The organism is Lentzea atacamensis (genome assembly GCF_003269295.1).
In the GTDB taxonomy this organism is placed as follows: domain Bacteria; phylum Actinomycetota; class Actinomycetes; order Mycobacteriales; family Pseudonocardiaceae; genus Lentzea; species Lentzea atacamensis.
The window spans coordinates 848,134-867,607 of sequence record NZ_QLTT01000003.1 but is presented as its reverse complement, the minus strand read 5'-3'; the positions used below and the strand labels follow the sequence as shown (position 1 = coordinate 867,607).

Below are 19,474 nucleotides of genomic sequence, written 5' to 3'. Positions count from 1 at the left end.
ACTCGTCGCCTTCGCGCGCAGCACTCTCGACGGCAAGCAGGTCCGGCTCCTCGAGGACGGCCGCGGCGCACGCGATCCGGAGGGACGGCTGCTGGTGAAGGTGCAGCTGCCGGCGGGGCAGGACTACGCGGTAGGCGAGGCGAACCAGCACGAGCCGCGATCATGCCGGATGACCGGTAACACGCCGATGCGTACTGACCTGCGCGGACGTACTTCTCGGCACGCACAGCGCCAGCCGCCGCCAGTGGTGTCGCTGTGCGTTCTCAGGGAGCGATCCCCACACCTTCGATCCGGCTCCAGGCACGCTCTTGTTCGGCGGTCATCGCCGGCCAGCGCAGGCCGCCGGGCCGTGGCCGCATCTTTGTGCCGTACGGCGCGGGACGGAACTCCGGGTCGTAGAAGCACCCGCTGCCGTAGGTGCTGTCGAACGTGTTGCAGGAACGTGCGATCGACCGCGGAGTGGGTTTCTGGCCTGTACGCACCCACTTGTCGAGCGCGGAGATGGAGTTGGCGTACTCCGAGTTGCTCAGTTCACTGTGCTCGGACTCCTTCGTGAACGTCTGGACGAGATGCCTGTCCTGGCCGGCGCTCTGGAGCGTGGCGCGGTAGGCCGCCTCGTGTTCCACGAAGACCTGCGGGTCGCCGATCGCGTGCAGGGTGAGGACCGGGAGGGATACCTGACCGGTGAGGTCGCTGTCGTAGGAGAGGTCACGGTGCGCGGTGGGGTCGGCGGAGAATCGGGCCACACCTGCATTGAGTGCCCTGTCGTCGTGTGAACCGTCGTACGACACACCTACGTTGCTGAACGGGTTACGGCCGTCGAGCCGCTTGAACACAATGTCCTGGAACAGGAAGGTCGCATAGAGCAGACTCGTTTCCAGCGAGCGCTCCGGAATGCGGGTGACGGCGAGGATGTTGTCGAGGTTGCGCTGCTGCAGCGCTGTCCGCTCGGCGGCGTCGATGCCCGTGCACTCCTGCAAGCGATCATGGACGTCGGCGGGTGTCATGGTCGAGTCGGCGGGAAGCCCCTGCCACAGCGGGTACTGCGGTTCCGTCGGACGAGGCAGGTTGCGGCAGTAGTACTGGTAGACCACTCGCAGGTCCACGCGGTGGTCGTAGCCGCGCGAGCCGCCGCCCAGGAAACCGTTGGTCAGCAGCACTCCGTCGTAGGCGCCGCGCTGCCCGCCGTAGGTCTCAGCGACCCTGGCGGCGACATTGCCACCCCAGGACTGGCCGTGGAGATAGGTACGGCCGGGTCGGCCGAAACGGTCGACGAACAGGCGGCGCACGGCTTCTGTGTCGGCGGCGGCCATCCTGACCCCATAGCCACCGCGCCGGTACGACGAGCCGGCCCAGGCGTATCCCTCGTCGACCATCACCGCCCAGCGCGCCAGGTCCTCGGTGGTGCTGGACGGGTCGTAGGAGAAGTCAGGCCCGCCGTGGGCATGCACGACAAGGGAGCCGTTCCAACGCTTCGGGACGGCCATCGTGTAATAGGCGCCGTTGGTCTCCTGGCCGGTGTAACACCTGGCCTTGCCTGCCAGGATGGACGGGCAGGCGGCAGCCGTGGGCTGCGCGGTACGGGCATTCGTGGCGGGCGGGCTGCCGAGCGTTCCCAGGAGCGCGGCGGCGAGCACTGCTGTTACTACTGCCAGTCGCCGACGAGCTGAAAGCCGCCAGGAGCCATGCGGGGGCGCGACAGGTGTGGTCAAAGGAACTTGCTCCCTCATGTTTTGGTGTGGCAGTGGCATATTCCGGAAGGTGACAACCGCGGGTCAGGCGTCGGCCAGCAAGCCGGCGAAGAAGTCGACGATCGGCGGCTGCGTTCCCGCGGCACTGTGGCCCACCCCGGGGACCTCGACCTTCCGGGTCACGGTTCCGTGCCCTGTCAGGCTTTCGGCCAGGCGGTCGAGCTGCTCCGGCCGGCTGCGGCCCGGGTAGCCCGTGGCGGCCAGGTCGGCCCGCCCGTCGTCCTCGCTGCCGATGACGAGTAGCACCGGCACGCGGGCGACCGCCTCAGGCTCCACCGTGATGCCGAACCGCTGCTGGCTGTCGCCGGTGCCTTCCGGCCAGGTGAGCGAGTTGTCGAGGAGAGTCACGCGGCCCGGTGCGCTGACCGCGACGGCGGCGAGCCGGTCCGGGTGCAGGTAGAGGAATCGATGGGCGAACTGGCCGCCACCGGAGTGCCCGCACAGCATCACCTTGTCGACCTGGGCGTTCCACCGGACCCGGACCTGCTCCAGGATTTCGAGCAGCACCAGGTCGAACCGGATGCCGTGGGCGTCGATGGCCTTGTAGTTGTGCACGTCGTCCGGATCGTCGATGCCGGCCGGGAACAGTGGTGTCACGACGATGAGGTTGTGGCGTTCGGCAAAGGGAATGAGCCCCTCGCGCAGCGCTCCCACGTTGCGCCCAGTGCCGTGCACGCCCACCACTACTGACATTTCGGTCTCCGGGGCCCGGCCCCTGGGGGCGTAGAGACAGTAACTGCAGCGCGGCTCGGTCGGTGCGACGAAGAAGGGTGTGCGGCCGGTCAGCAGCCGACGGCCTGGGTGCGCATCCGGCAGGTCTGCGACACGGATCACGAGGTCTCCCTTGAAGGTCCGTCCAGTGTCGGGTGATCGTCGACAACGACCAGGGCGCCGGTGAGGGCGGTGACGGTTGGGGCGCGGTCGACGTTCCAGATCTCGTCGAGCAACCGGCCGCATCGCTCCGCCGACGTCAGCGGAGCTACCAGGGCGGTGAACTTCTCTTCGAACTGCTCGTCGGTCATCGGCGTCCCGTGCCCACCGGGGGCGTCGAGGACCTCGCGGACGAGTTCGTCGCCGGAGGTGAGACGGATGGTGACCCGGTTGGGGATGCGAGCCGGCAACATCGCCGTGAGGACGGGGTCCCCTCGAACTTCTACGCGCGCCATCAATGCCGCGACCGCGGGGTCGGCGAGCGCGTCCGGATCGTACGAGGACACCGTCAGCTCCCCCGTCGACGAGCACGCGGGCCACTGTGTACGGAAGGCTGTGGACGGCGGTCTCGCGAGTGGTGGGGCGCCACTTCTCCGGGTCCTTGCCCAGGATCGTCCCGCCCATGTGTGCCCGTTCATTGCGATGTTCACCGCCTGGGTGAGCTGCCCGGCGTCGAGCCCCGTGAGCTTGCCCGCGGCGAGGGTGGCGGACACGAGCACGTAGTTCACGTGGTCCCATCCGCGGCGGTAGAGGTTTGCGGCGTCCTGCAGCTGGACCTGGACCTCGTAGCCGAGCGCGACGGCGGTGACCAGGTCACGACCGGTGCGCCCTTCGGCCTCGGCGACCGCCAGGCACGCCGGGATGTTGTCACTGGGGTGCCCCGGCTCCAGGCCGATGTAGCCGTCGTTGAAGTCCAGGTACCGCACCATGGTCCCGTTGACGAACGCGGCGACGTCCGCGGTGGTGCGGTCACTCGTGCCCAGCGCTGTGGACGGTCCCAGGGGAAGGGCACGGGCGAGACGTCGTGCCGCCCGGCTCGGCTCGGCGTGGAACGCACCGAGCCCGCAGCGAGGGTGTCGACGAAACGTTGGCGGACCGTGTGGACCGCGTGCTCGCTGAGATCGTCGAAACACAGTGCGGCTGCCCAGGACCCGAGGTCGTCAGCGATCATGATCGGCCGGCTGCCGGACCGGCATCCGCGCGAGCGGGACGTGGTGCTGGCCGGCGTGCATGTCGCGGTCGTGCAGTGATCCCTGGCTGACCGGGCGCGGGAAGGAGATCTTGACGACGTTGAGCGACGGGATGCGGAAGATCTGGATCGTGCCTTCCTCGACCCGGTAGAGCTCCGCGATCACGCGTTCGTTCAGGAAGGACTCGTCCGCGGCGATCCGGTAGCCGTCGGCGTCGCGCAGGAACAGCTCCATGGTGACCCAGAACGGGCCGGCGTTCTTGGACCGGACCTCGTGGGCGAGGTCGGCCAGGGTGGTCTCAGGCATCGGTCTTCTCCCCGATCTGCATCCGGAACAGGCTCATCGGGCTGTCGCAGTCGACGACGTGGTTCAGCACGAACTCGTACGCCGCGCCGCGCTCGACCTCGGCCGGCGAGGACGCGAACGCGAAGCTCGGCAGGTAGTCCATCCCCGGCGTCGGCAGGTGCAGCATCAGCGGGTTGGCGACCTTGGCGACCGCCGTCGCCGTCGCCTGGTCGGGCGCGTTGACGAGCAGCATCACGCCCACCTCGCGCGGCGGCCCGCTCTCCGGCTCGAGGTCGCCCAGCACCGCGTTGTGACCGTAGAGGCGCAGGTCGAAGGCGTACTCGTCGTCCGCCAGGCCCAGCGTGTGGCGCACCCGCTGGCTGATCGTCGCACGCATCAGGTCCGCCCAGGCGTCGATGTCGCCGAGGACGAGCGGGTCGCGGATCGCCGAGAACGACATGGTCTCGTAGCCGGTGATCCGGGCGCCCTCCAGCTTGATCGTGTACTGGTCGGCGACGTGGAAGTTCGACCCCTCGACCCGGACGATCCGGTCGTCGATCGCGATGTACCGCGCGTCACGGACGTCGAGGACGCCGTCGGGCTCCCGCATCTCGAACGGGTTCACGGTCTCGTAGAGCATGTGGGCGGCCACCAGGATCGGCGTGCACGCCGCCGTGGGGTCGAGCGGCTCGATGGTGAAACCGCCAGCGTCGATGGTGGCGAGGACACCGCCCGCACGCGGGTTGCTGGTGCACTGGCCGCCGCACTCGACGATCTTGGCGGCGTGCCACGTGGGCCCGGCCGGCATCCCCTTCATGAGCGGGTAGGCGGCTGCCAGCGCCGTGTCGGTGGCACGGCCGGCGAGCACGACCTGGGCGCCCGCGCGGAGCGCCTCGACGATCGGCTCGTGCCCCATCACGCCGACGATGTGGGTGCAGCTTTCGAGCGTCTCGGCCCGCAGCGGTCCCAGGGGTGGCAGCGGGTGCACCCGGCCCGCGTCGAGGTGCTCCTTCAGGAGGGACGCGTCCTGCTCGCTGTAGATCTTCGCAACCTTCAGGTCCAGGCCTTCGGACGCCATCACCTCGGCGACGATCCCGGCGACCCAGTCGACACCGCTGTCGGTTCCGCTCGTGCCGCAGGAGCCCACGATCACGGGGATGCCCGCGCCGGCGGCGGCCGTCAGCAGGCTGCGCAGGTCACGGGCCACCGCCTTGGCCGTCGTCTTGGGGGTTGCCGACCCGAGGTAGTAGGGACCGGAGTCGGTGGACCCGCCGTCGATGCTGATCACGTCGGCACCCAGTGCGATGCCGCGTTCGATCGTCGCATGGTCCCAGCCGGCGCCGAGCATGCCGCTCGGCGACAGGACCCGGACGGACTTCACCGGTTCGTTGTGCATGTTGCCCTTTGTCTCCTGGTGATCGTGGGAGTTCACGACGAACTGGGCCCGGCCGGCGAGAGCCGCCACCAGTTCCTCGGCTCCTCGGCGGCCCGCGGCGGCGCGTGCCTCGGCGGTCTGTCCGGCCAGGTGGGAGTAGACGACGATGCCGTCCACGCCGCGCAGCGGGCTGCCGGGCGGAAGCGGCTCCTCACTCGCGACGTCGAGCGCGGCACCCGCGATTTCTCCCGCCCGCACGGCCGCGGCGAGAGCTTCCTCGTCGACGATGGCTCCTCTGGCGGTGTTGACCAGCAGCGCGGTCGGCTTCATCTGCTTGAACGCCGATTCGCCCAGCAGGCCTCGGGTCCGTTCGGTGAGCGACGTGTGCACCGAGACGTAGTCGGCGGTGGCCAGCAGTTCGGGCAGGTCCACGAACCGGACCGCGGGGTCGCTCCGGAGCCGCGTTGGCACGTTGGTGGTGCAGACGACCGTCATGCCGAAGGCACGGGCCAACGGCACCACCGCCCGCGCCGAAGCCCCGTAACCGATGAGCCCGAGGGTCGATCCCCGCAGTTCGTGTCCGTCCTCGCGCGGCCAGTCCCCGCGCGCCACACCGGCAGCGGACTGCATCAGACGACGGGCTCCCGCGAGCAACAGACCGATCGTGTACTCGGCTACCGCGTTGGCGTTGACGCCAGGCAGGTTGCTCACGCTGATCCCCAGCCGGGTCGCGGCGGCGACGTCGATCGAGTCGTAGCCCACGCCGGTCCGCACGACGACCCGCAGCCGGGGCGCCCGGGCGAGGACGTCGGCGGTCAGGGCTTCGTGGGCCACCAACGCGGCGTCGATGCCAGCGAGCGCCGCCACGAGCTGTTCGGGATCGCGCCGGCCGGTCATGGGCAGGTGCACGGTTTCCAGCCCGGAGCGTCTCAGGTACTGGTCGACCTCGTCGCCGGGGCGGAGGTAGTCGGTGGTGATCAGCACGCGGTGAGTCACATGTTCCTCTCTCGGGTCGGGAGTCGTCACAGCGCGCGGCTGACGGAGGACCGGCGCTGCAACGCACTGACGCGGGCGACCGCCAGCACGGCGAGGAGCGCGACGATCGCCACGTCGAGCGGCATCAGCGGCCAGCCGGTCAGGTCGACCATGCCGCCGACCAGCGCCGGCCCGAGGAACCCGCCGCTCGCCCACCCGACGGTGTAGAGACCGGTGTAGGTCCCGACCACGCGGTCGGACGGGGCGAGGTTCCACAGCACGACAACCGCGTTGACCAGGAACGAGGACGCGCCCGCGGCCGCCAGGCACAGGGCGATGACGGTGCCGGTGGCAGTCTGCACCGCGGTGCCGAAGACCATGGCGGCCGCGAACACCGCCATCCCGGCCATCATCACCCGCAGGCGGCCGAAGCGTTCGGCGAGCATCGCCACCGGATAAGCGGCCACGATGAAGGCCACCCCGCTGGGAAGGGTCAGCCCGCCCGCATCACCGCGGGACAGGTGCAACGCCTCCATGCCGTACGGCGTGACGAGCGAACGCGAAGCGGCCCACGCACCCCCGAAGAGCACGATCGACAAGATGAGCACCAGCCTGCTGTGGTTCGGGTCCCGCACGATGTCGAGCACGATGCTCCGCACGCGGACCTTGGATGCCTCCGCACCGTCCCGCTCGCGATCCTCCGCCAGTGCCGCCTGGTAGGCCGGAGACCGGCTGTCCCGCACCTTCGCGCCGAGCAGGGCCACGGAGGCCACCATCAGGACCGCGGGAATCGCGAACGACAGCTTCGGATGGTCGTCGACCAGGAAGATGCTGATCAAGGCAGCGACGATCACCGTGAGACTCGCGGCGATCTTGACCGCCGCGTTGGCCCGGCTCCGCCGCTCGGGTCCGATGAAGTCCGGGAGCAGGGCTTCGGCGATCGGCTTGAACGAGTTCGCCACGAGCGCGTAACTGAACATCACCAGGATCAGCAGGAGCAGCGAGGCCGCGGTGTGCGGGATGGCGACGAACAACAGTGCCGCCAGCGGCATCCCCACGACGAGATAGGGGACGCGCCTGCCCCACGACGTACGGGTGTTGTCCGACCGGTTGCCCATCCACGGCTGGACGAAGATGCCGAGCAGGTTGTCCATGCCCATGAGCAGGCCGACGAGCGCGGCACTGCCGATGTGCTCGCGCAGCAGCGGTGGAACCTGTGAATCGTAGAGGTTCCACGTGGACTCCTGCGCGAAAACCGCCAGGGCCACGAAGAACGTGATCCGCCCCGTTCGTGGGCGCTGTGTGGGCAGCGTCGCCGCCATCGGGCACCTCATTCTCTTCACCACCCGCGTTGGCGGCAGCGGTCACACTACTTTTGCTATAGCAAGATGGTCAAGAGTGTCATAGCGACCTTGCCATGGCAGATAGACTGGCCGCATGGCGGGGGACAACCTGACAGGACTGACGACCGACACACTGGCCGACCGCGCGTACCGCGCCCTCCGCGCCGCGATCACGACCGGCGAACTGCGCCCAGGGCAGAAAGTCACCGAACGCGGGCTCGCCGAGCGGTTGTCGGTCAGCCCGACGCCGGTGCGCGAGGCCATCCGGCGGCTCGAGCAGGACGGCCTGCTCGAACGGACCGGACCGCGGTCGGTCCAGGTGACGACGGTCGGGGACGTCGCGATACAGGACCTCGCCGAGGTCGAAGTGGCCCTGCGCGGGATGGTGGCCCGCTTCGCCGCACGGCACGCGACCCCAGCGCAACTGGACCATCTCGACGCCATCCTCGACGAGGCCGACGACCTGCTCATCCTCATCCAGCAACGGCACAAGGCCGGGCAGGAGATGGCGAGGCACCTGGGCCGGCTGCTCGACGCCATGCAGCGCTTCAACGCCGTCGTCGAGTCCTGCGCCGGCAATCCCGTGCTCGTGCGCCTGCTCGACCAGACGCGGGTGTTCTCGTGGCCGGAGCGGCGGTCCCGGCTCATCGAACGGATCAGCGAGGACGACCGGTTCGGCCTCGATCGCTACGCGAGCCACCGGGCGCTCGTCCGGGCGCTGCGGGTGGGTGACTCGGCGACGGCCGAGGCGCTCGTGATCGAGGACGCCCGCGGCGGACTCGGCGATCTGCTCGCCGGTTCCGCCCCGTCGGCGGCGGCATCGGCTCCCGTAGCCGGGTCCTGACCGCCGTCACCGCTCGACGCCGACGAGGAGCGTCAGATCGGAGTCGACCCGGAGGCAGCACTCCGGTCCGAACCAGCACGAGGACTCACGCTCTTCGAGGACCGCCGGGCCGGTGATCTCCGTTCCCGGCCGCAGGCGGTACCGGTCCCAGACCGTCGCCTGGAGCCAGCCGTACATGGGGATCGAGACGTCGCGCACGCCGCGCTGGGGGTCGCCGTCGAGGGGTACACATCCCGGGGAGACCTCGTGGCCGGGCAGTTGTGCCGAGTGCCGCCAGTTGACCGGCGAAGCCGACAAGCGCGCCTCGGTGGACGATCGGCGTGATCATGGCGATGTCGGGCAGGTGCCCCGTCGCGATCCACGGGTCGTTGGTGATGACGCAGTCGCCGTCCTGCCAATCCCCGGCCGGGACCTGTCCAGCACCAAGGCGGTCAGCGAGCTCATCCGGGCCGCGAAGCCGGGGATACCGGCTCGCGACTCCGCCACGGTGCGTCCCCGACGATCCATCGGGACGCCCGTGTAGTCCTTGGATTCGCGGATGATCGTCGAGAACGCCCTGCCCGGCACCGTCGACGCGGCCTCGTCGGTCGCGGCGGTGAGCCGGTCCCACCGGATCTCCAGGCCGATCGGGTCGGCGACTTACGGGGTCATGACGTGGCGGTCGCTTCCGGGTGCGTGCCGCGCTGTCGGGAATCCCCGGCAGCGATCTCGGCGGCGATCGCCGTGCCCAGGCCCTCGGTCGTCCCGGAACCGCCGAGGTCGGGAGTGAGCACTTCCGGCCGCTCGTCGAGCACGGTCTCGATCGCGGCCACGACCTGCGCCGCGGCGGCCGGTTCACCGAGGTGGTCGAGCATCATGGCGCCACTCCAGATTTGCCCGACCGGGTTGGCGATCCCGCGTCCGGCGATGTCCGGGGCCGAGCCGTGGACCGGTTCGAACAGGCTCGGCCAGGTGCGGTCCGGGTTGATGTTGGCGCTCGGGGCGATCCCGATGGTGCCGGCGCACGCCGGTCCGAGGTCGGAAAGGATGTCGCCGAAGAGGTTGCTGGCGACCACGACGTCGTACTGCTGGGGCCGCAGGACGAACTTGGCCGTGAGGATGTCGATGTGGTCCTTGTCCGCGGTCACGTCCGGGTACCGCTGCGCCATCGCGGTCGCGCGCTCGTCCCAGTACGGCATCGTGATGGAGATGCCGTTGCTCTTGGTCGCCCACGTCAGGTGCTTGCGCGGGCGGGCGGCGGCGAGGTCGAACGCGTAGCGCAGCACCCGGTCCACTCCGATCCGGGTCATCACGGTCTCCTGCACCACCGTTTCACGGTCGGTGCCCTCGAAGATCCGGCCGCCGATGCTGGAGTACTCGCCCTCGGTGTTCTCGCGGACGACGAGGAAGTCGATGTCGCCCGGCTGCCGATCGCGCAGCGGGCTGCGCACGCCACGCAACAGCCGGACCGGCCGCAGGTTGACGTACTGGTCGAAACCGCGGCGGAGCTGCAGGAGGCTGCCCCACAGCGACACGTGGTCGGGCACCACCTCCGGCCACCCGACCGCGCCGAAGAAGATCGCGTCGAAGCCGCCGAGCACCTCCCGCCAGTCCGGCGGCAGCATCTCGCCGTGCCGCAGCCAGTAGTCCGCGCAGGCGAAGTCGAACTCGGCGATCTCGAACTCGAACCCATGGGCCTGGGCTGCGGCCGCCAGGCACCGCACCCCCTCCGGGACGACCTCACGGCCGATGCCGTCGCCAGGGATGACCGCTATGCGATAACGATGGGACACGAACGTTCCTCCTCGCGCCCGGTCCGGTCGGCGGGCACGTCTTCACCTTCGTCGGCGGGGAACGCGACAACAAGAACGTCTGCGGCAACCTATCCTTTCGCTCATGGAAAGACAGGGCTCCCTCGACGACCTCCACTTCTTCCAGGTGGTCGCCGCCAGCGAGACGCTCACCGCGGCCGCCCGCGAGCTGGACTGCTCCCTGCCGGTGGTCAGCAAACGCCTCAGCGCCCTGGAACGCCGGCTCGACGTACGCCTGGTGCACCGCGGCACGCGCCGGCTCGTGCTGACCTCCGAGGGGGAGGTCTACGCCGCGCGCCTGGAGACGATCCTCGACCAGGTCCGCGAGCTCGAGGACATGGTCACCCATCACTCCGGCGACCTGCGGGGCTCCATCGTGGTCCAGGCGACCCTCGGCCTCGGACGCGCCCACGTGGCGCCGCTGCTCGGCGAGTTCACCGCCCTGCATCCCCGGCTGAGCATCCAACTCCGCACGTCGGCTCTCCCGCTGCGCCCGCACCGGCGTGAGTTCGACATGGCCGTCCACGTCGGAGCACCACCGGACTCCTCACTGCGAATGCGCCGACTGGCCCGTAACCGCCGGGTGCCCTGCGCCGCACCGTCCTATCTGGAACGAAAGGGAGCGCCGGAACGCGTCGAGGACCTGGCCGGCCACGACTGCATCGTGCTCCGCGAGAACGAGGGAGACTTCGCCCTGTGGCACTTCGGCGACGCCAGCAACCCGCGTCAGGTACGCGTGCGCGGCCGTCTGTCGAGCAATGACGGGGACATCGTCACCGACTGGGCGCTGCAGGGGCACGGGGTGATCATGCGGTCGGAATGGCAGATCCGGTCTCACCTCAAGAGCGGCGCACTGGTGCGCGTACTGCCCGACGTACCGACCCCACCCGCCGACATCTACGCACTCCTGTCCGACGACGTTCACGTGCCTCGGCGGATCAGCAACCTGGTCGAGCATCTGGCCGCACGGCTGACAGAACGGATCGGCTAGCACGTCCTTTCGTTTTCTGAAAGGTCCCCTTTCCGCCGTTGTCCGGTCGCCTTCTCTGTCCCTAGGTTGCGTGACGACAACCCGGCACTGGCGAGTGAGGCACGGATCGTGGACATCAGTGAGCGCATCGACCTTGAGGTACGTGCGCGCCTCGATCAGTACCGGCAACTGGTCGGTCCCGAGGGCCTGAGCGGTATCAAGGACATTGCTGAGCGACGCCGGAGGCAGGCCGAGCTGGCCGGACCGGTCGCTCCGGAAGACGTTGAGGTGCATGACTTCCCGGTTCCTCACGGCGAGCCGGTGCGCGTGCATGTGTACCGGCCTCGCGCGAGCACCCGGTCCGCGCCCTGCATCTACTACATCCACGGTGGCGGCATGGTGACAGGCAGCGCCACCGGCGATCACCCGAAGACCCTCAGGCTCGCGCAGGCGACATGCTGCGTGGTCGCCTCGGTCGAGTACCGGCTCGCACCCGAAAACCCTTACCCAGCAGCGTTGGACGACTGCTACGCGGGACTGACAGGGATCACCGGCAGGCACCGGGAACTCGGGATCGATCCCGACCGGACAGGTCTGTACGGCACCAGTGCGGGCGGCGGCCTGGCCGCGGCAGTGGCACTGCTGTCGCGCGACCGCGGCGGACCGGCCATCGCCTACCAGATGCTGGTCTCCCCAATGCTCGACGACCAGTCCTCAAGCCCGTCAGCCATCACCAACACCGGCTTCGGCGCCTGGAGCCGCGAAGCGAACATTCAATCCTGGCAAGCACTCCTCGGCCAGGACTTCGGAACCGACCGAGTCTCACCGTACGCCGCACCGGCACGCGCAACCGACCTCACAGGCCTGCCGCCGACCTACATCGACGTCGGCGACCTGGACCTGTTCCGTGACGAGGCAGTCGATTTCGCCCGCCGGCTGTCCTGGGCTGGCGTTCCTGTGGAGTTGCACGTGTATCCGGGAGGCATCCACGGCGGTGAGAATCTCGCGCCCGAAGCCGAACTGAGCCGCCGAATCCGCGGATACCGGCACGATGCCCTCCGCCGAGCACTCCGCCCCGAAACCCCGGCTGACTGAGATCAACCCTGCCCTGTCAGGTGGGGTTGTGCGTGCCGAAAACCGCATCCGTGCAGGTTAAGCGGCATCGTGATACTCGTGATGACTCCGCCGAGACGGTCCTGTCGATCTACGGTGAGGCGTTCGATCTGGCCGGGTTTGAAGGGCTGGCGCGAGGTCCGCAGTTGATCAGGCCACCCAGTACTCGTCGGCGATGTACGGAACTGCAGCCGGGCTCTGCGATCGGGTGGTCGGGTCGCGGAGGGGTTTGGTGTCGCGCTTGATGAACCACCCGCGACCGAGCCGGGGGCCGGACGGGGAAACCCCGCCCAGCCCCGGTAGGTGCTCAGCGCTTGGACCGGTTGTACCGCACCAGGTCCGCGATCCCCTCAGCGAGGAACCCGCCGATGGCGCAGCCGATCAGGACCAGCGCCCAGCCGGCTTCTTCGATGAAGACGAACCCGATCACGGTCGCGGCCAGCAGCAGCGGACCGACGATCAGGTAGTAGCGCTTGGCATGGCGAGGTGGTGGTTGGTCGACCATCAGAACAGTTTCGCAATCTCTCCTGGGAGCCGCGCGACGCCTTTGAGTGCGCCACCCGCGACGCCGAGTAGTCCGTCGGTGGAGACGTCCTGGCTGGTGCCGCCACCGATTTTCGAACCGAGGGCCGCGCCCGCGCCGCCACCCAGGCCGCCCATCACCGCGGCGGCGCCCGCGCAGCCGAGGCCAGCGGTGGCCGGACAGGCCAGGGTCAGGCCCACGCCGACGGCCATGCCGAGGGTGCCACCGATGAACGCACCGACCGACGACCCGGTGCTGGCCCCGGTGGGATCGCTGTTGTTGATCGGGTCGGACTCGGCGTAGGCGTAGGCGTTGCGTTCCTGGTTGGTAGGGTCGGGCGAGGTGAACCGGCCGCGGCCGGAGTTGTAGTAGCGGTACCCGAACAGGACCAGTCCGCCCTGCAGGGTGTAGCCCCCGTTGTAGCGGTAGGCGTTGGCCGCGGCGGCGGGACCGGTGGCCGTGACGCTGCCGTACGGGTTGTAGGTGTAGGTCGCCGCGATCGCGCCGGTGGTGTCGACGAGTGCCAGCACGCTGCCCTGGTAGTCGGTGACGAAGTTGTACCGGCTGGTGCCCGCCTTCTGCGTGACGAGCTTGCCGTCGGGGTCGCGGCTGACGCTGGAGCGCACGCCGTTGTCGACCGTGCTGCTGATCCCGAGCGCGGTGTGGGTGAAGATGTGGGTCGTCGCCGTGCCCGCGATGGTCTCGGTGATCGTGCGCGGCTGTGCCTGGTTCACGGTGTCGTAGGAGGCGCTGAACGACGGCGCGCCGTCCCTGGTCCCGCTGATCAGCTGGTTGGTCGGCGAGTAGGCGTACGTGCCGGCCGGGTTGGCCTCGGTGGTCATGTTGCCCGCGGCGTCGTAGCCGAGTGTGGTGGCACCCGCGGCGGTGAGCTGGTTGGCCGCGTTCACGGTGTGGGCGGTGCCACCGAAGTTGGTGATGTTGTCCAGCTTGTCCACCGTGTAGCCGACCGACCCCGCCTTGGACAGGTGGTGCAGCTGGTCGTAGGTGTAGGTGGTGGTCGTCCCGGCGACCGTCTTGGACTGCATCCGGTCGCTGTCGGCGCCGGACGCGGTGGTGAACGAGTACGTCGCCTTGAGCAGTTCGGTGCCGCCCGCGTTCTTCACGACGAGGCTTGTCTGCCGTCCGGAGTTGTCGTAGCCGGTGGCCTGGCTGCCCGCTCCCGGCCAGGTGGTGCTGGTCCGCCGATCGGCTCGGTCGTAGGCAAACGTGGTGGTCTGGCCGAACGCATCCCGCAGGCTCGTCAGCCGGTTGCCGGGGTCGTAGCCGTAGGTGGCCGTTCCCGCCGGGTCGGTCAGGGTCTTCAGGTTGCCCGTCTTGTCGTAGGCGTACGACACGGTCTCGGTCGCGCCGGACTGGGTCCTGGTGACGACCGCGGGCTGGCGGCCCGTCGGGTGCGTGTCGTAGGTGAAGGTGGTCTTGACCTGCGGCGTCTCCCGCGTGGTCAAGGCGCCGGTGGCGTCGTAGTGCATCGCCTGCAGCACGGCGCCGTTGTGGCTGATCGACAGGATGCGGTCCAGCCGGTCATAGCTGTAGTCGATGCGCTTGCCCGCCCCGTCGGTGATGCTGGTGATCCTGGACAGCGAGTCATAGGTGTAGCGGGTTGGGCCCAGTGGCGCCGGCGGTGTCGTGGTGACCAGGTTGCCCGCCGAGTCGTAGTCGAAGTAGGTCACGTTGCCATTGGCGTCCTTCACGTAGTCGAGCAGCTTCTTCGGCCCGGAGTAGGACCGGACCTCCAGATCGGCCGCCAGCGGCACCGACCGGATCTTCGTCAGGTTGCCCGCGCTGTCGTAGTCGCGGGTGATCTCGTTGCCGGCCGGGTCCTTCACCGAGGTCGGCAGGTTCGGCAGGGACGTGTTGGTGTAGCCGACCGTCGTGGACGCCCCCGTCGGCAGCTTGGTCGAGATGAGGTTGTCCAGCGTGTCGTACGTCGCGGTCGTGGAGTTGTTCAGTCCGTTCGTGACGGATTGGATGTCGCTGTTCGCCGTCCACGTGCGGGACTGGGTGTTGCCGTTGGCGTCCTTGGCCGAGATCTGCCGGTTCTCGTCGTCGAACGTGTAGACGGTCTTGTTGCTGTTGGGGTCGGTCATCGTCGTCTGGGTGTCACTGTCGTAGGTGAACAGCGTGTCCACCGCGCCACCCGGCCGCGGTGTGGTCACCTTCGAGACATTGCCCCAGTCGTCGTACGCGAACGACCAAGTGCGGCCCAACTGGTCGGTCAGCGTCAGCGGGCTCGTGTGCTCGTTGTACGTGATGCTCACCGAGTTGCCCGCGCGGTCGGTGAAACGGGTGAGGTTGTCCCGGTCGTCGTAGGTGTACTCACCGACCGTCGTGCCGCTCGGGTCGGTGACCTTGGTGACCCGGCCGGAGGTGTCGGTGGTGAAGGTCGTGACCCGTCCCTGCGTGTCGGCGACGGACGCGATCGAGCCGTTGCTGTTGTAGTAGTAGGTGATCGTGTTCCCGTTGCGGTCGGCCCGGTTCAGCAGCCAGCCGCCGGCGTTGTACGACCACGTCTCCCCGGTGTCGATGAACCTGACCGTGTAGGAGCCGCCGGCGTTCTTGGTGAGCTTGGCCCGGATTCCGTTGCTGCCCATGCCATAGGTGCCGTTGGTCTCGATGAACTCGGCGCACGCCCCACCGTCCATCGGCATGTGGACCTGCCCCGTGAACGAGGTGTCCAGCCGCATCGACTCGCCCGCGTTGAAGTGCCACTTGTCGTCGTAGCCGCGGGAGTGGCGCACTGTCATGGCCTGCCCGGCGCCCGGGATGGTCAACGCCCGGTGGTCGATCCACAGACTGCCGCTCGACAGGTTGACCCCGAACTGCAGCCGGTCACTGATCCGGAACCGCTCCATCGGGTAGTCCGGCAGCACGCCCCAGTCCGACGAGCGGCAGGACCACCGCCGGGCTTTCATCTCCTGCGGAGCCTCCGGCGGTGCCCCGCCCACCACCGTCCGGTTGACCTGGCCGGGAGTCCAGGCCGAGGCGGGCACCGTCACCGCCGGTTCGGCCGCCAAAGCCGGGATCGGGACGGATGCAGTCATCGCCACAACTGTTCCCACACTTAACGCGCGCAGCACAAAGCCGCGCGACCACGCGTGTCGCATTCGGTAAAGCCTTCCCCCAGTGAGTGTCTGGATTTGACACCCCTGCCTTCACTCTTACACATCCGAGGGAACCTCACGTGATCGTTCGACGGCCAGTTGCACAATCACTGGATCGGACTAGCGATGGGATGACCGTACGAGTGATTGTTGTTAGCCCTGTCGAATCATTGTCCTAAGCAGACTCATTCGTATGCGTGAAACCTGTGCCAGAGTGGTCAGCCTTTGTCGCGGGTGATCGCTGCGAGGACGATCTCCTGCGCTTCGGACAGTTGAGACAGTGCGTCAGGATCGCGGCTGATGCGCTCCATCCCGGCGCGCATTGTGCCGGAAAGCAGTTCCACGGTCAGCTGGACATCACCCAATCCGCAGAGCTCGCCGTCGGTGAAGCCGTCTCGAACCACGTTCTCCGCCTCGGCGACGAGTGCGGTGAACGGGATGTCCGGCCGGTCCGGGAGATCGGCCATCAGCGGAGTGGCGTTGGCGAGGAACATCAACCGCATCGCGTGGTTCGTGGACGTGGAAGGGATCACCTCGATGATCTCCCGCATCTGTCCGCGGCAGGCTAGGCGAACCGCGCGGCGATCGCGGTCACGTCCTCGGTCAGCGGCAGGCTCGCCCGCCGGGCCAGCTGCGGGACCAGCGCGCGTTTGTCGTTGGCGTAGTTGTAGAGGGTGTTGCGCGCCAGTCCCGCCTTGGTCGCGATGTGCCCCATGTTGATCGAGTCGTAGTCGCGTTCGCGGACCAGAATCATGATCTGCGCGGCGACCGCCGGGTCGCCCCTTGGAGTCGTACAGACGGCGCACAACGGCGATGTTCGGAGAGCCGGACAATTCGTGCTCCTCGACAAATGCGGTCACGTCCTCGGATCGTGGCATCGGATGCCCCTCTTGTGAGGAGGACAGTTTTCTCCCTGGATGGGCCAGCACGGCCGCGATCACGCGGGATGGTGGCCGACAACCCGCCGATGCGAGCTGAACTGCACGGACGTGCTCTCGGCACGTACACCGCCGGTTCACCATCTTCGACGTTGAGTCTGTCGAACATCACGTCGATTCGACTGGCGCGAAATCGCCCGCGACCGAGCTTCGCGCGGCGGTGGACTGATCATCCCAATAGGACTTCTCCACGGGGCTCGATGTCCGGGCCATGCCCAGCGAGCTGCTTGAATCGTTTCAAGACTACCTGCGTCCACGACGCTCCACCGAGCCGCTGGACCGTTGGGAAAACGCTTACCTGCCTTTGTCGCACCAGGTTCAGCCCTTGCGCCGGAGATTGAGACGGTTCATCGTGACTACCCGATGTCCAACGTCGGCCGGCCTCGCGCCCCTTCCGTTCGAAGGAAACCGGTGATGAGAATTCTGGTTCTCGTCAACACCGAGGACTGGATCAACGAGGCCACCGGCGACACACATGTCGGGAGAGAGACGTGATCGCTCGGTTCCGGTCCAGAGTCACAGCGGCACTCACAGCCTTCGCGACTGTGGCGGCCGGGGTGCTGACAGCTCCCCCTCAGGCGCACGCGATCTACGGCACCGCCGACATCAAGCCGATCGAGAGCAACATCGCGGCCAAGTTCTGGGCTACCGCCACGGCGAGCAGCGGCTCGGCCACCGCCCGATCGGCCATCGACGGCAACCCGGCCACCTCCTGGTACGCGGACGGTCCCAGCGCCCGCCAGCAGTTGACCGTCGACCTCGGCGGAGCCTACGACAACCTGCGGAAGGTCAAGGTGCTCTTCGCCCACCGCGGGGTGGAGTACCGGTACACCATCCAGGTCTCGGCCGACGGCCGGCGGTGGAACGAGATCGCCGACAAGTCCCGCAACCGCGCCGCCGAACGGGGCGCGGCGCATCTCTTCACGAGGCCGGGAACGCGGTACGTCCGGCTCTCGATCATCGGCACGTCGGGCCACCCCAGGATCGGCGTGAGTGAGCTCCAGGTCTTCAACTACCTGCGTGACGACCTCGTCCTCGGCGCTGACATGTCCTGGATGGACGATCACCAGAACCGGCAGTACTGGGTCAACCCGCAGTCCGCCGACAAGGGCGCCGGGCCGCACCTGCTCGACGTTGCCAAGGACCGCGGCATGGAGTACTCCCGGCTGCGGATCTTCAACGAGCCGAGGAGCGAGAGCACCGGCCAGCCGGCGGCGATCCCCCGCCAGGGACCGGAACGCTCGCTCCAGTCCGCACGGTGGGTCAAGGAGCGGAACATGGGCCTCGGCATCGACTTCCACTACGCGGACTCCTGGGCTGACCCGTCCAAGCAACCGAAACCACGCGCCTGGGCCCAGTTGGAGTTCGGCGATCTGACCAAGGCGGTTTACAGCTACACCCGCGACTACCTCGGCCGCCTGATCCGGCAGGGCACCAAGCCCGACAAGGTCGCCGTCGGGAACGAGATCATCAACGGCTTCATGTACGGCAGCGAGGCGGCCCTCATCGGCACGACCGCCCCGCCCTACTTCGTCGACCAGGCCGACATCTACCAGTCGAAGCCCGGCGGCGGCCTGCTGTGGCGCTACTGGCAGTCGACCGACCCGGAAGAGCAGCGGCTCTACAACGAGGCCTGGGACCGGTTCACCACGCTCGCCACGGCCGGGATCAAGGCCGTCCGCGACACGTCACCGAAGACCAAGGTCGAGATCCACGTGATCGTCGGCACCGGGCGGCTCGCCAAGACCATGGAATTCTGGCACCAGTTCCTCACCAGGGTGAAAGCCAAGGGCCAGAACCCCGACGTGCTCGCGATCTCCTACTACCCGGAGTGGCACGGCACGCCCGAGGCTCTGGAAGTCAACCTGCACACGATGGCGACGACGTACCCCGGCTACGAGATCGAGATCGCCGAGACCTCCTACCCGGCATCCGGTGGCAACGGCTCGCCGATGCCGAACTCACCGTTCCCCCGCACCGTCCAGGGCCAGGCGGACGCGATCCAGCGGATCTTCCAGGCCGCCAACGACGTGGTCGGCAACCAGGGCACCGGCGTGCTGGTCTGGGAACCGGCGGGCTGGCAGTCGATGTTCCGTGTCGTACCCGGGATGCCCGACACCTGGGAGCCGCACGCGTCGATCAACGTGTTCAACGCGAGCCGGGCCAGGCACGTCCTCGAAGACACAGTCCACGTCACCACCCGCGTGGGCAGGGCACCGGCGCTCCCCTCCGCGGTGCGCGTGCTGACCACCGCGAACAACCGCATCAGCACGGTTCCCGTTCGCTGGCAGGCACTTCCGGATGGAGCGACTGACAGGCCGGGCGAGGTGGTCGTCGGCGGGACGACGGCGCTGGGCAAGGTCACGGCGGTCGTCGACGTGCTCTGAGGACCCGGTCACCGTCGATCTCGATGAGTTGGACGTCGAATGCGCAGTCGAATTTCGACGCAACTGTGCACGTTCACAGAAAATCGGTAGGAACCCATTGCAATGGATCTCCTATCTGCGGTTCCATCCAAGCAAATGGTTCGCCACCGAGTCTGTG

The 19,474-nt window shown here is 68.2% G+C and carries 16 protein-coding genes and 1 pseudogene; 4 read left to right on the top strand and 13 right to left on the bottom strand.

The window, feature by feature from the left end:
* Positions 1 to 263: 263 nt before the first annotated feature.
* From C8D87_RS18380 to C8D87_RS18350, 6 genes are all read right to left on the bottom strand, one after another.
* Positions 264 to 1,637, bottom strand: coding sequence for a DUF6351 family protein (locus C8D87_RS18380; protein ID WP_215732370.1), 1,374 nt, complete (start codon positions 1,635 to 1,637; stop codon positions 264 to 266).
* A 138-nt stretch (positions 1,638 to 1,775) separates the two neighbouring features.
* Positions 1,776 to 2,444, bottom strand: a complete 669-nt coding sequence (locus tag C8D87_RS18375; RefSeq protein WP_233442165.1) for an alpha/beta fold hydrolase — start codon at positions 2,442 to 2,444, stop codon at positions 1,776 to 1,778.
* A 137-nt stretch (positions 2,445 to 2,581) separates the two neighbouring features.
* The gene (locus C8D87_RS18370; protein WP_112227590.1) at positions 2,582 to 3,595 is read right to left on the bottom strand and encodes an MmgE/PrpD family protein; all 1,014 of its coding nucleotides are present in this window, start codon (positions 3,593 to 3,595) and stop codon (positions 2,582 to 2,584) included.
* A 27-nt stretch (positions 3,596 to 3,622) separates the two neighbouring features.
* Entirely contained in the window at positions 3,623 to 3,958 is a 336-nt protein-coding gene (locus C8D87_RS18365; RefSeq protein ID WP_112227589.1) for a DUF4387 domain-containing protein, read from the bottom strand.
* A complete protein-coding gene (locus C8D87_RS47770) occupies positions 3,951 to 6,308 on the bottom strand; it encodes an NAD(P)-dependent oxidoreductase (protein ID WP_233442164.1) in 2,358 nt (785 codons plus the stop codon). The genes C8D87_RS18365 and C8D87_RS47770 overlap by 8 nt, the downstream gene beginning before the upstream one ends.
* Positions 6,309 to 6,334: 26 nt before the next feature.
* Positions 6,335 to 7,609 (bottom strand): MFS transporter, encoded by a 1,275-nt coding sequence (locus C8D87_RS18350; RefSeq protein WP_112227588.1) that lies wholly within the window; start codon positions 7,607 to 7,609, stop codon positions 6,335 to 6,337.
* Between the two features lie 115 nt (positions 7,610 to 7,724).
* On the opposite strand from C8D87_RS18350, the gene C8D87_RS18345 reads away from it, so the two are divergent.
* The gene (locus C8D87_RS18345) at positions 7,725 to 8,474 is read left to right on the top strand and encodes a GntR family transcriptional regulator (protein WP_112227587.1); all 750 of its coding nucleotides are present in this window, start codon (positions 7,725 to 7,727) and stop codon (positions 8,472 to 8,474) included.
* Positions 8,475 to 8,480: 6 nt separating this feature from the next.
* Here the strand turns inward: C8D87_RS18345 and C8D87_RS46965 are convergent, their stop codons facing one another.
* The 3 genes and pseudogenes from C8D87_RS46965 to C8D87_RS18335 all read right to left on the bottom strand — a co-directional run bounded on the left by C8D87_RS46965 (position 8,481) and on the right by C8D87_RS18335 (position 10,246).
* Positions 8,481 to 8,771 carry a hypothetical protein gene (locus tag C8D87_RS46965; RefSeq protein WP_215732369.1) on the bottom strand — a complete coding sequence of 97 codons (291 nt, stop codon included), beginning with the start codon at positions 8,769 to 8,771 and terminating at the stop codon, positions 8,481 to 8,483.
* A gap of 177 nt (positions 8,772 to 8,948) precedes the next feature.
* Positions 8,949 to 9,089 (bottom strand): annotated as a pseudogene (locus tag C8D87_RS48590) (hypothetical protein); the annotation flags it as partial.
* 32 nt (positions 9,090 to 9,121) lie between these two features.
* Positions 9,122 to 10,246: a tartrate dehydrogenase gene (locus C8D87_RS18335; protein WP_112227586.1), complete on the bottom strand. Its 1,125-nt coding sequence runs from the start codon at positions 10,244 to 10,246 to the stop codon at positions 9,122 to 9,124.
* Positions 10,247 to 10,349: 103 nt separating this feature from the next.
* Here C8D87_RS18335 and C8D87_RS18330 point away from each other — a divergent pair, with 103 nt between their 5' ends.
* Entirely contained in the window at positions 10,350 to 11,255 is a 906-nt protein-coding gene (locus C8D87_RS18330) for a LysR family transcriptional regulator (protein ID WP_112227585.1), read from the top strand.
* Between the two features lie 66 nt (positions 11,256 to 11,321).
* Positions 11,322 to 12,329: an alpha/beta hydrolase gene (locus C8D87_RS18325; RefSeq protein ID WP_233442163.1), complete on the top strand. Its 1,008-nt coding sequence runs from the start codon at positions 11,322 to 11,324 to the stop codon at positions 12,327 to 12,329.
* A gap of 325 nt (positions 12,330 to 12,654) precedes the next feature.
* On the opposite strand, the gene C8D87_RS18320 is transcribed toward C8D87_RS18325, so the two are convergent.
* The 4 genes from C8D87_RS18320 to C8D87_RS46950 form a co-directional block, all read right to left on the bottom strand.
* Positions 12,655 to 12,852 (bottom strand): hypothetical protein, encoded by a 198-nt coding sequence (locus C8D87_RS18320; RefSeq protein WP_109639406.1) that lies wholly within the window; start codon positions 12,850 to 12,852, stop codon positions 12,655 to 12,657.
* Positions 12,852 to 15,932, bottom strand: a complete 3,081-nt coding sequence (locus tag C8D87_RS18315) for an RHS repeat protein (RefSeq protein WP_170166478.1) — start codon at positions 15,930 to 15,932, stop codon at positions 12,852 to 12,854. The genes C8D87_RS18320 and C8D87_RS18315 overlap by 1 nt, the downstream gene beginning before the upstream one ends.
* A gap of 278 nt (positions 15,933 to 16,210) precedes the next feature.
* Entirely contained in the window at positions 16,211 to 16,486 is a 276-nt protein-coding gene (locus tag C8D87_RS46955; protein WP_215732368.1) for a hypothetical protein, read from the bottom strand.
* Between the two features lie 71 nt (positions 16,487 to 16,557).
* Positions 16,558 to 16,746, bottom strand: coding sequence for a TetR family transcriptional regulator (locus tag C8D87_RS46950; RefSeq protein ID WP_215732367.1), 189 nt, complete (start codon positions 16,744 to 16,746; stop codon positions 16,558 to 16,560).
* Positions 16,747 to 17,421: 675 nt separating this feature from the next.
* Between C8D87_RS46950 and C8D87_RS18305 the strand changes: the two genes are divergently transcribed.
* Positions 17,422 to 19,317 carry a glycosyl hydrolase 53 family protein gene (locus C8D87_RS18305; RefSeq protein WP_112227583.1) on the top strand — a complete coding sequence of 632 codons (1,896 nt, stop codon included), beginning with the start codon at positions 17,422 to 17,424 and terminating at the stop codon, positions 19,315 to 19,317.
* The last annotated feature ends 157 nt before the right edge of the window (positions 19,318 to 19,474 follow it).

Bases quoted from the DNA above. Each gene is read 5' to 3' on its own strand.
- C8D87_RS18375 (WP_233442165.1), bottom strand. From the start codon at position 2,444: ATGTCAGTAGTGGTGGGCGTGCACGGCACTGGGCGCAACGTGGGAGCG.
- C8D87_RS18365 (WP_112227589.1), bottom strand. From the start codon at position 3,958: ATGCCTGAGACCACCCTGGCCGACCTCGCCCACGAGGTCCGGTCCAAG.
- C8D87_RS18350 (WP_112227588.1), bottom strand. From the start codon at position 7,609: ATGGCGGCGACGCTGCCCACACAGCGCCCACGAACGGGGCGGATCACG.
- C8D87_RS18345 (WP_112227587.1), top strand. From the start codon at position 7,725: ATGGCGGGGGACAACCTGACAGGACTGACGACCGACACACTGGCCGAC.
- C8D87_RS18330 (WP_112227585.1), top strand. From the start codon at position 10,350: ATGGAAAGACAGGGCTCCCTCGACGACCTCCACTTCTTCCAGGTGGTC.
- C8D87_RS18320 (WP_109639406.1), bottom strand. From the start codon at position 12,852: ATGGTCGACCAACCACCACCTCGCCATGCCAAGCGCTACTACCTGATC.
- C8D87_RS18315 (WP_170166478.1), bottom strand. From the start codon at position 15,932: ATGACTGCATCCGTCCCGATCCCGGCTTTGGCGGCCGAACCGGCGGTG.
- C8D87_RS46955 (WP_215732368.1), bottom strand. From the start codon at position 16,486: ATGTTCCTCGCCAACGCCACTCCGCTGATGGCCGATCTCCCGGACCGG.
- C8D87_RS46950 (WP_215732367.1), bottom strand. From the start codon at position 16,746: ATGATTCTGGTCCGCGAACGCGACTACGACTCGATCAACATGGGGCAC.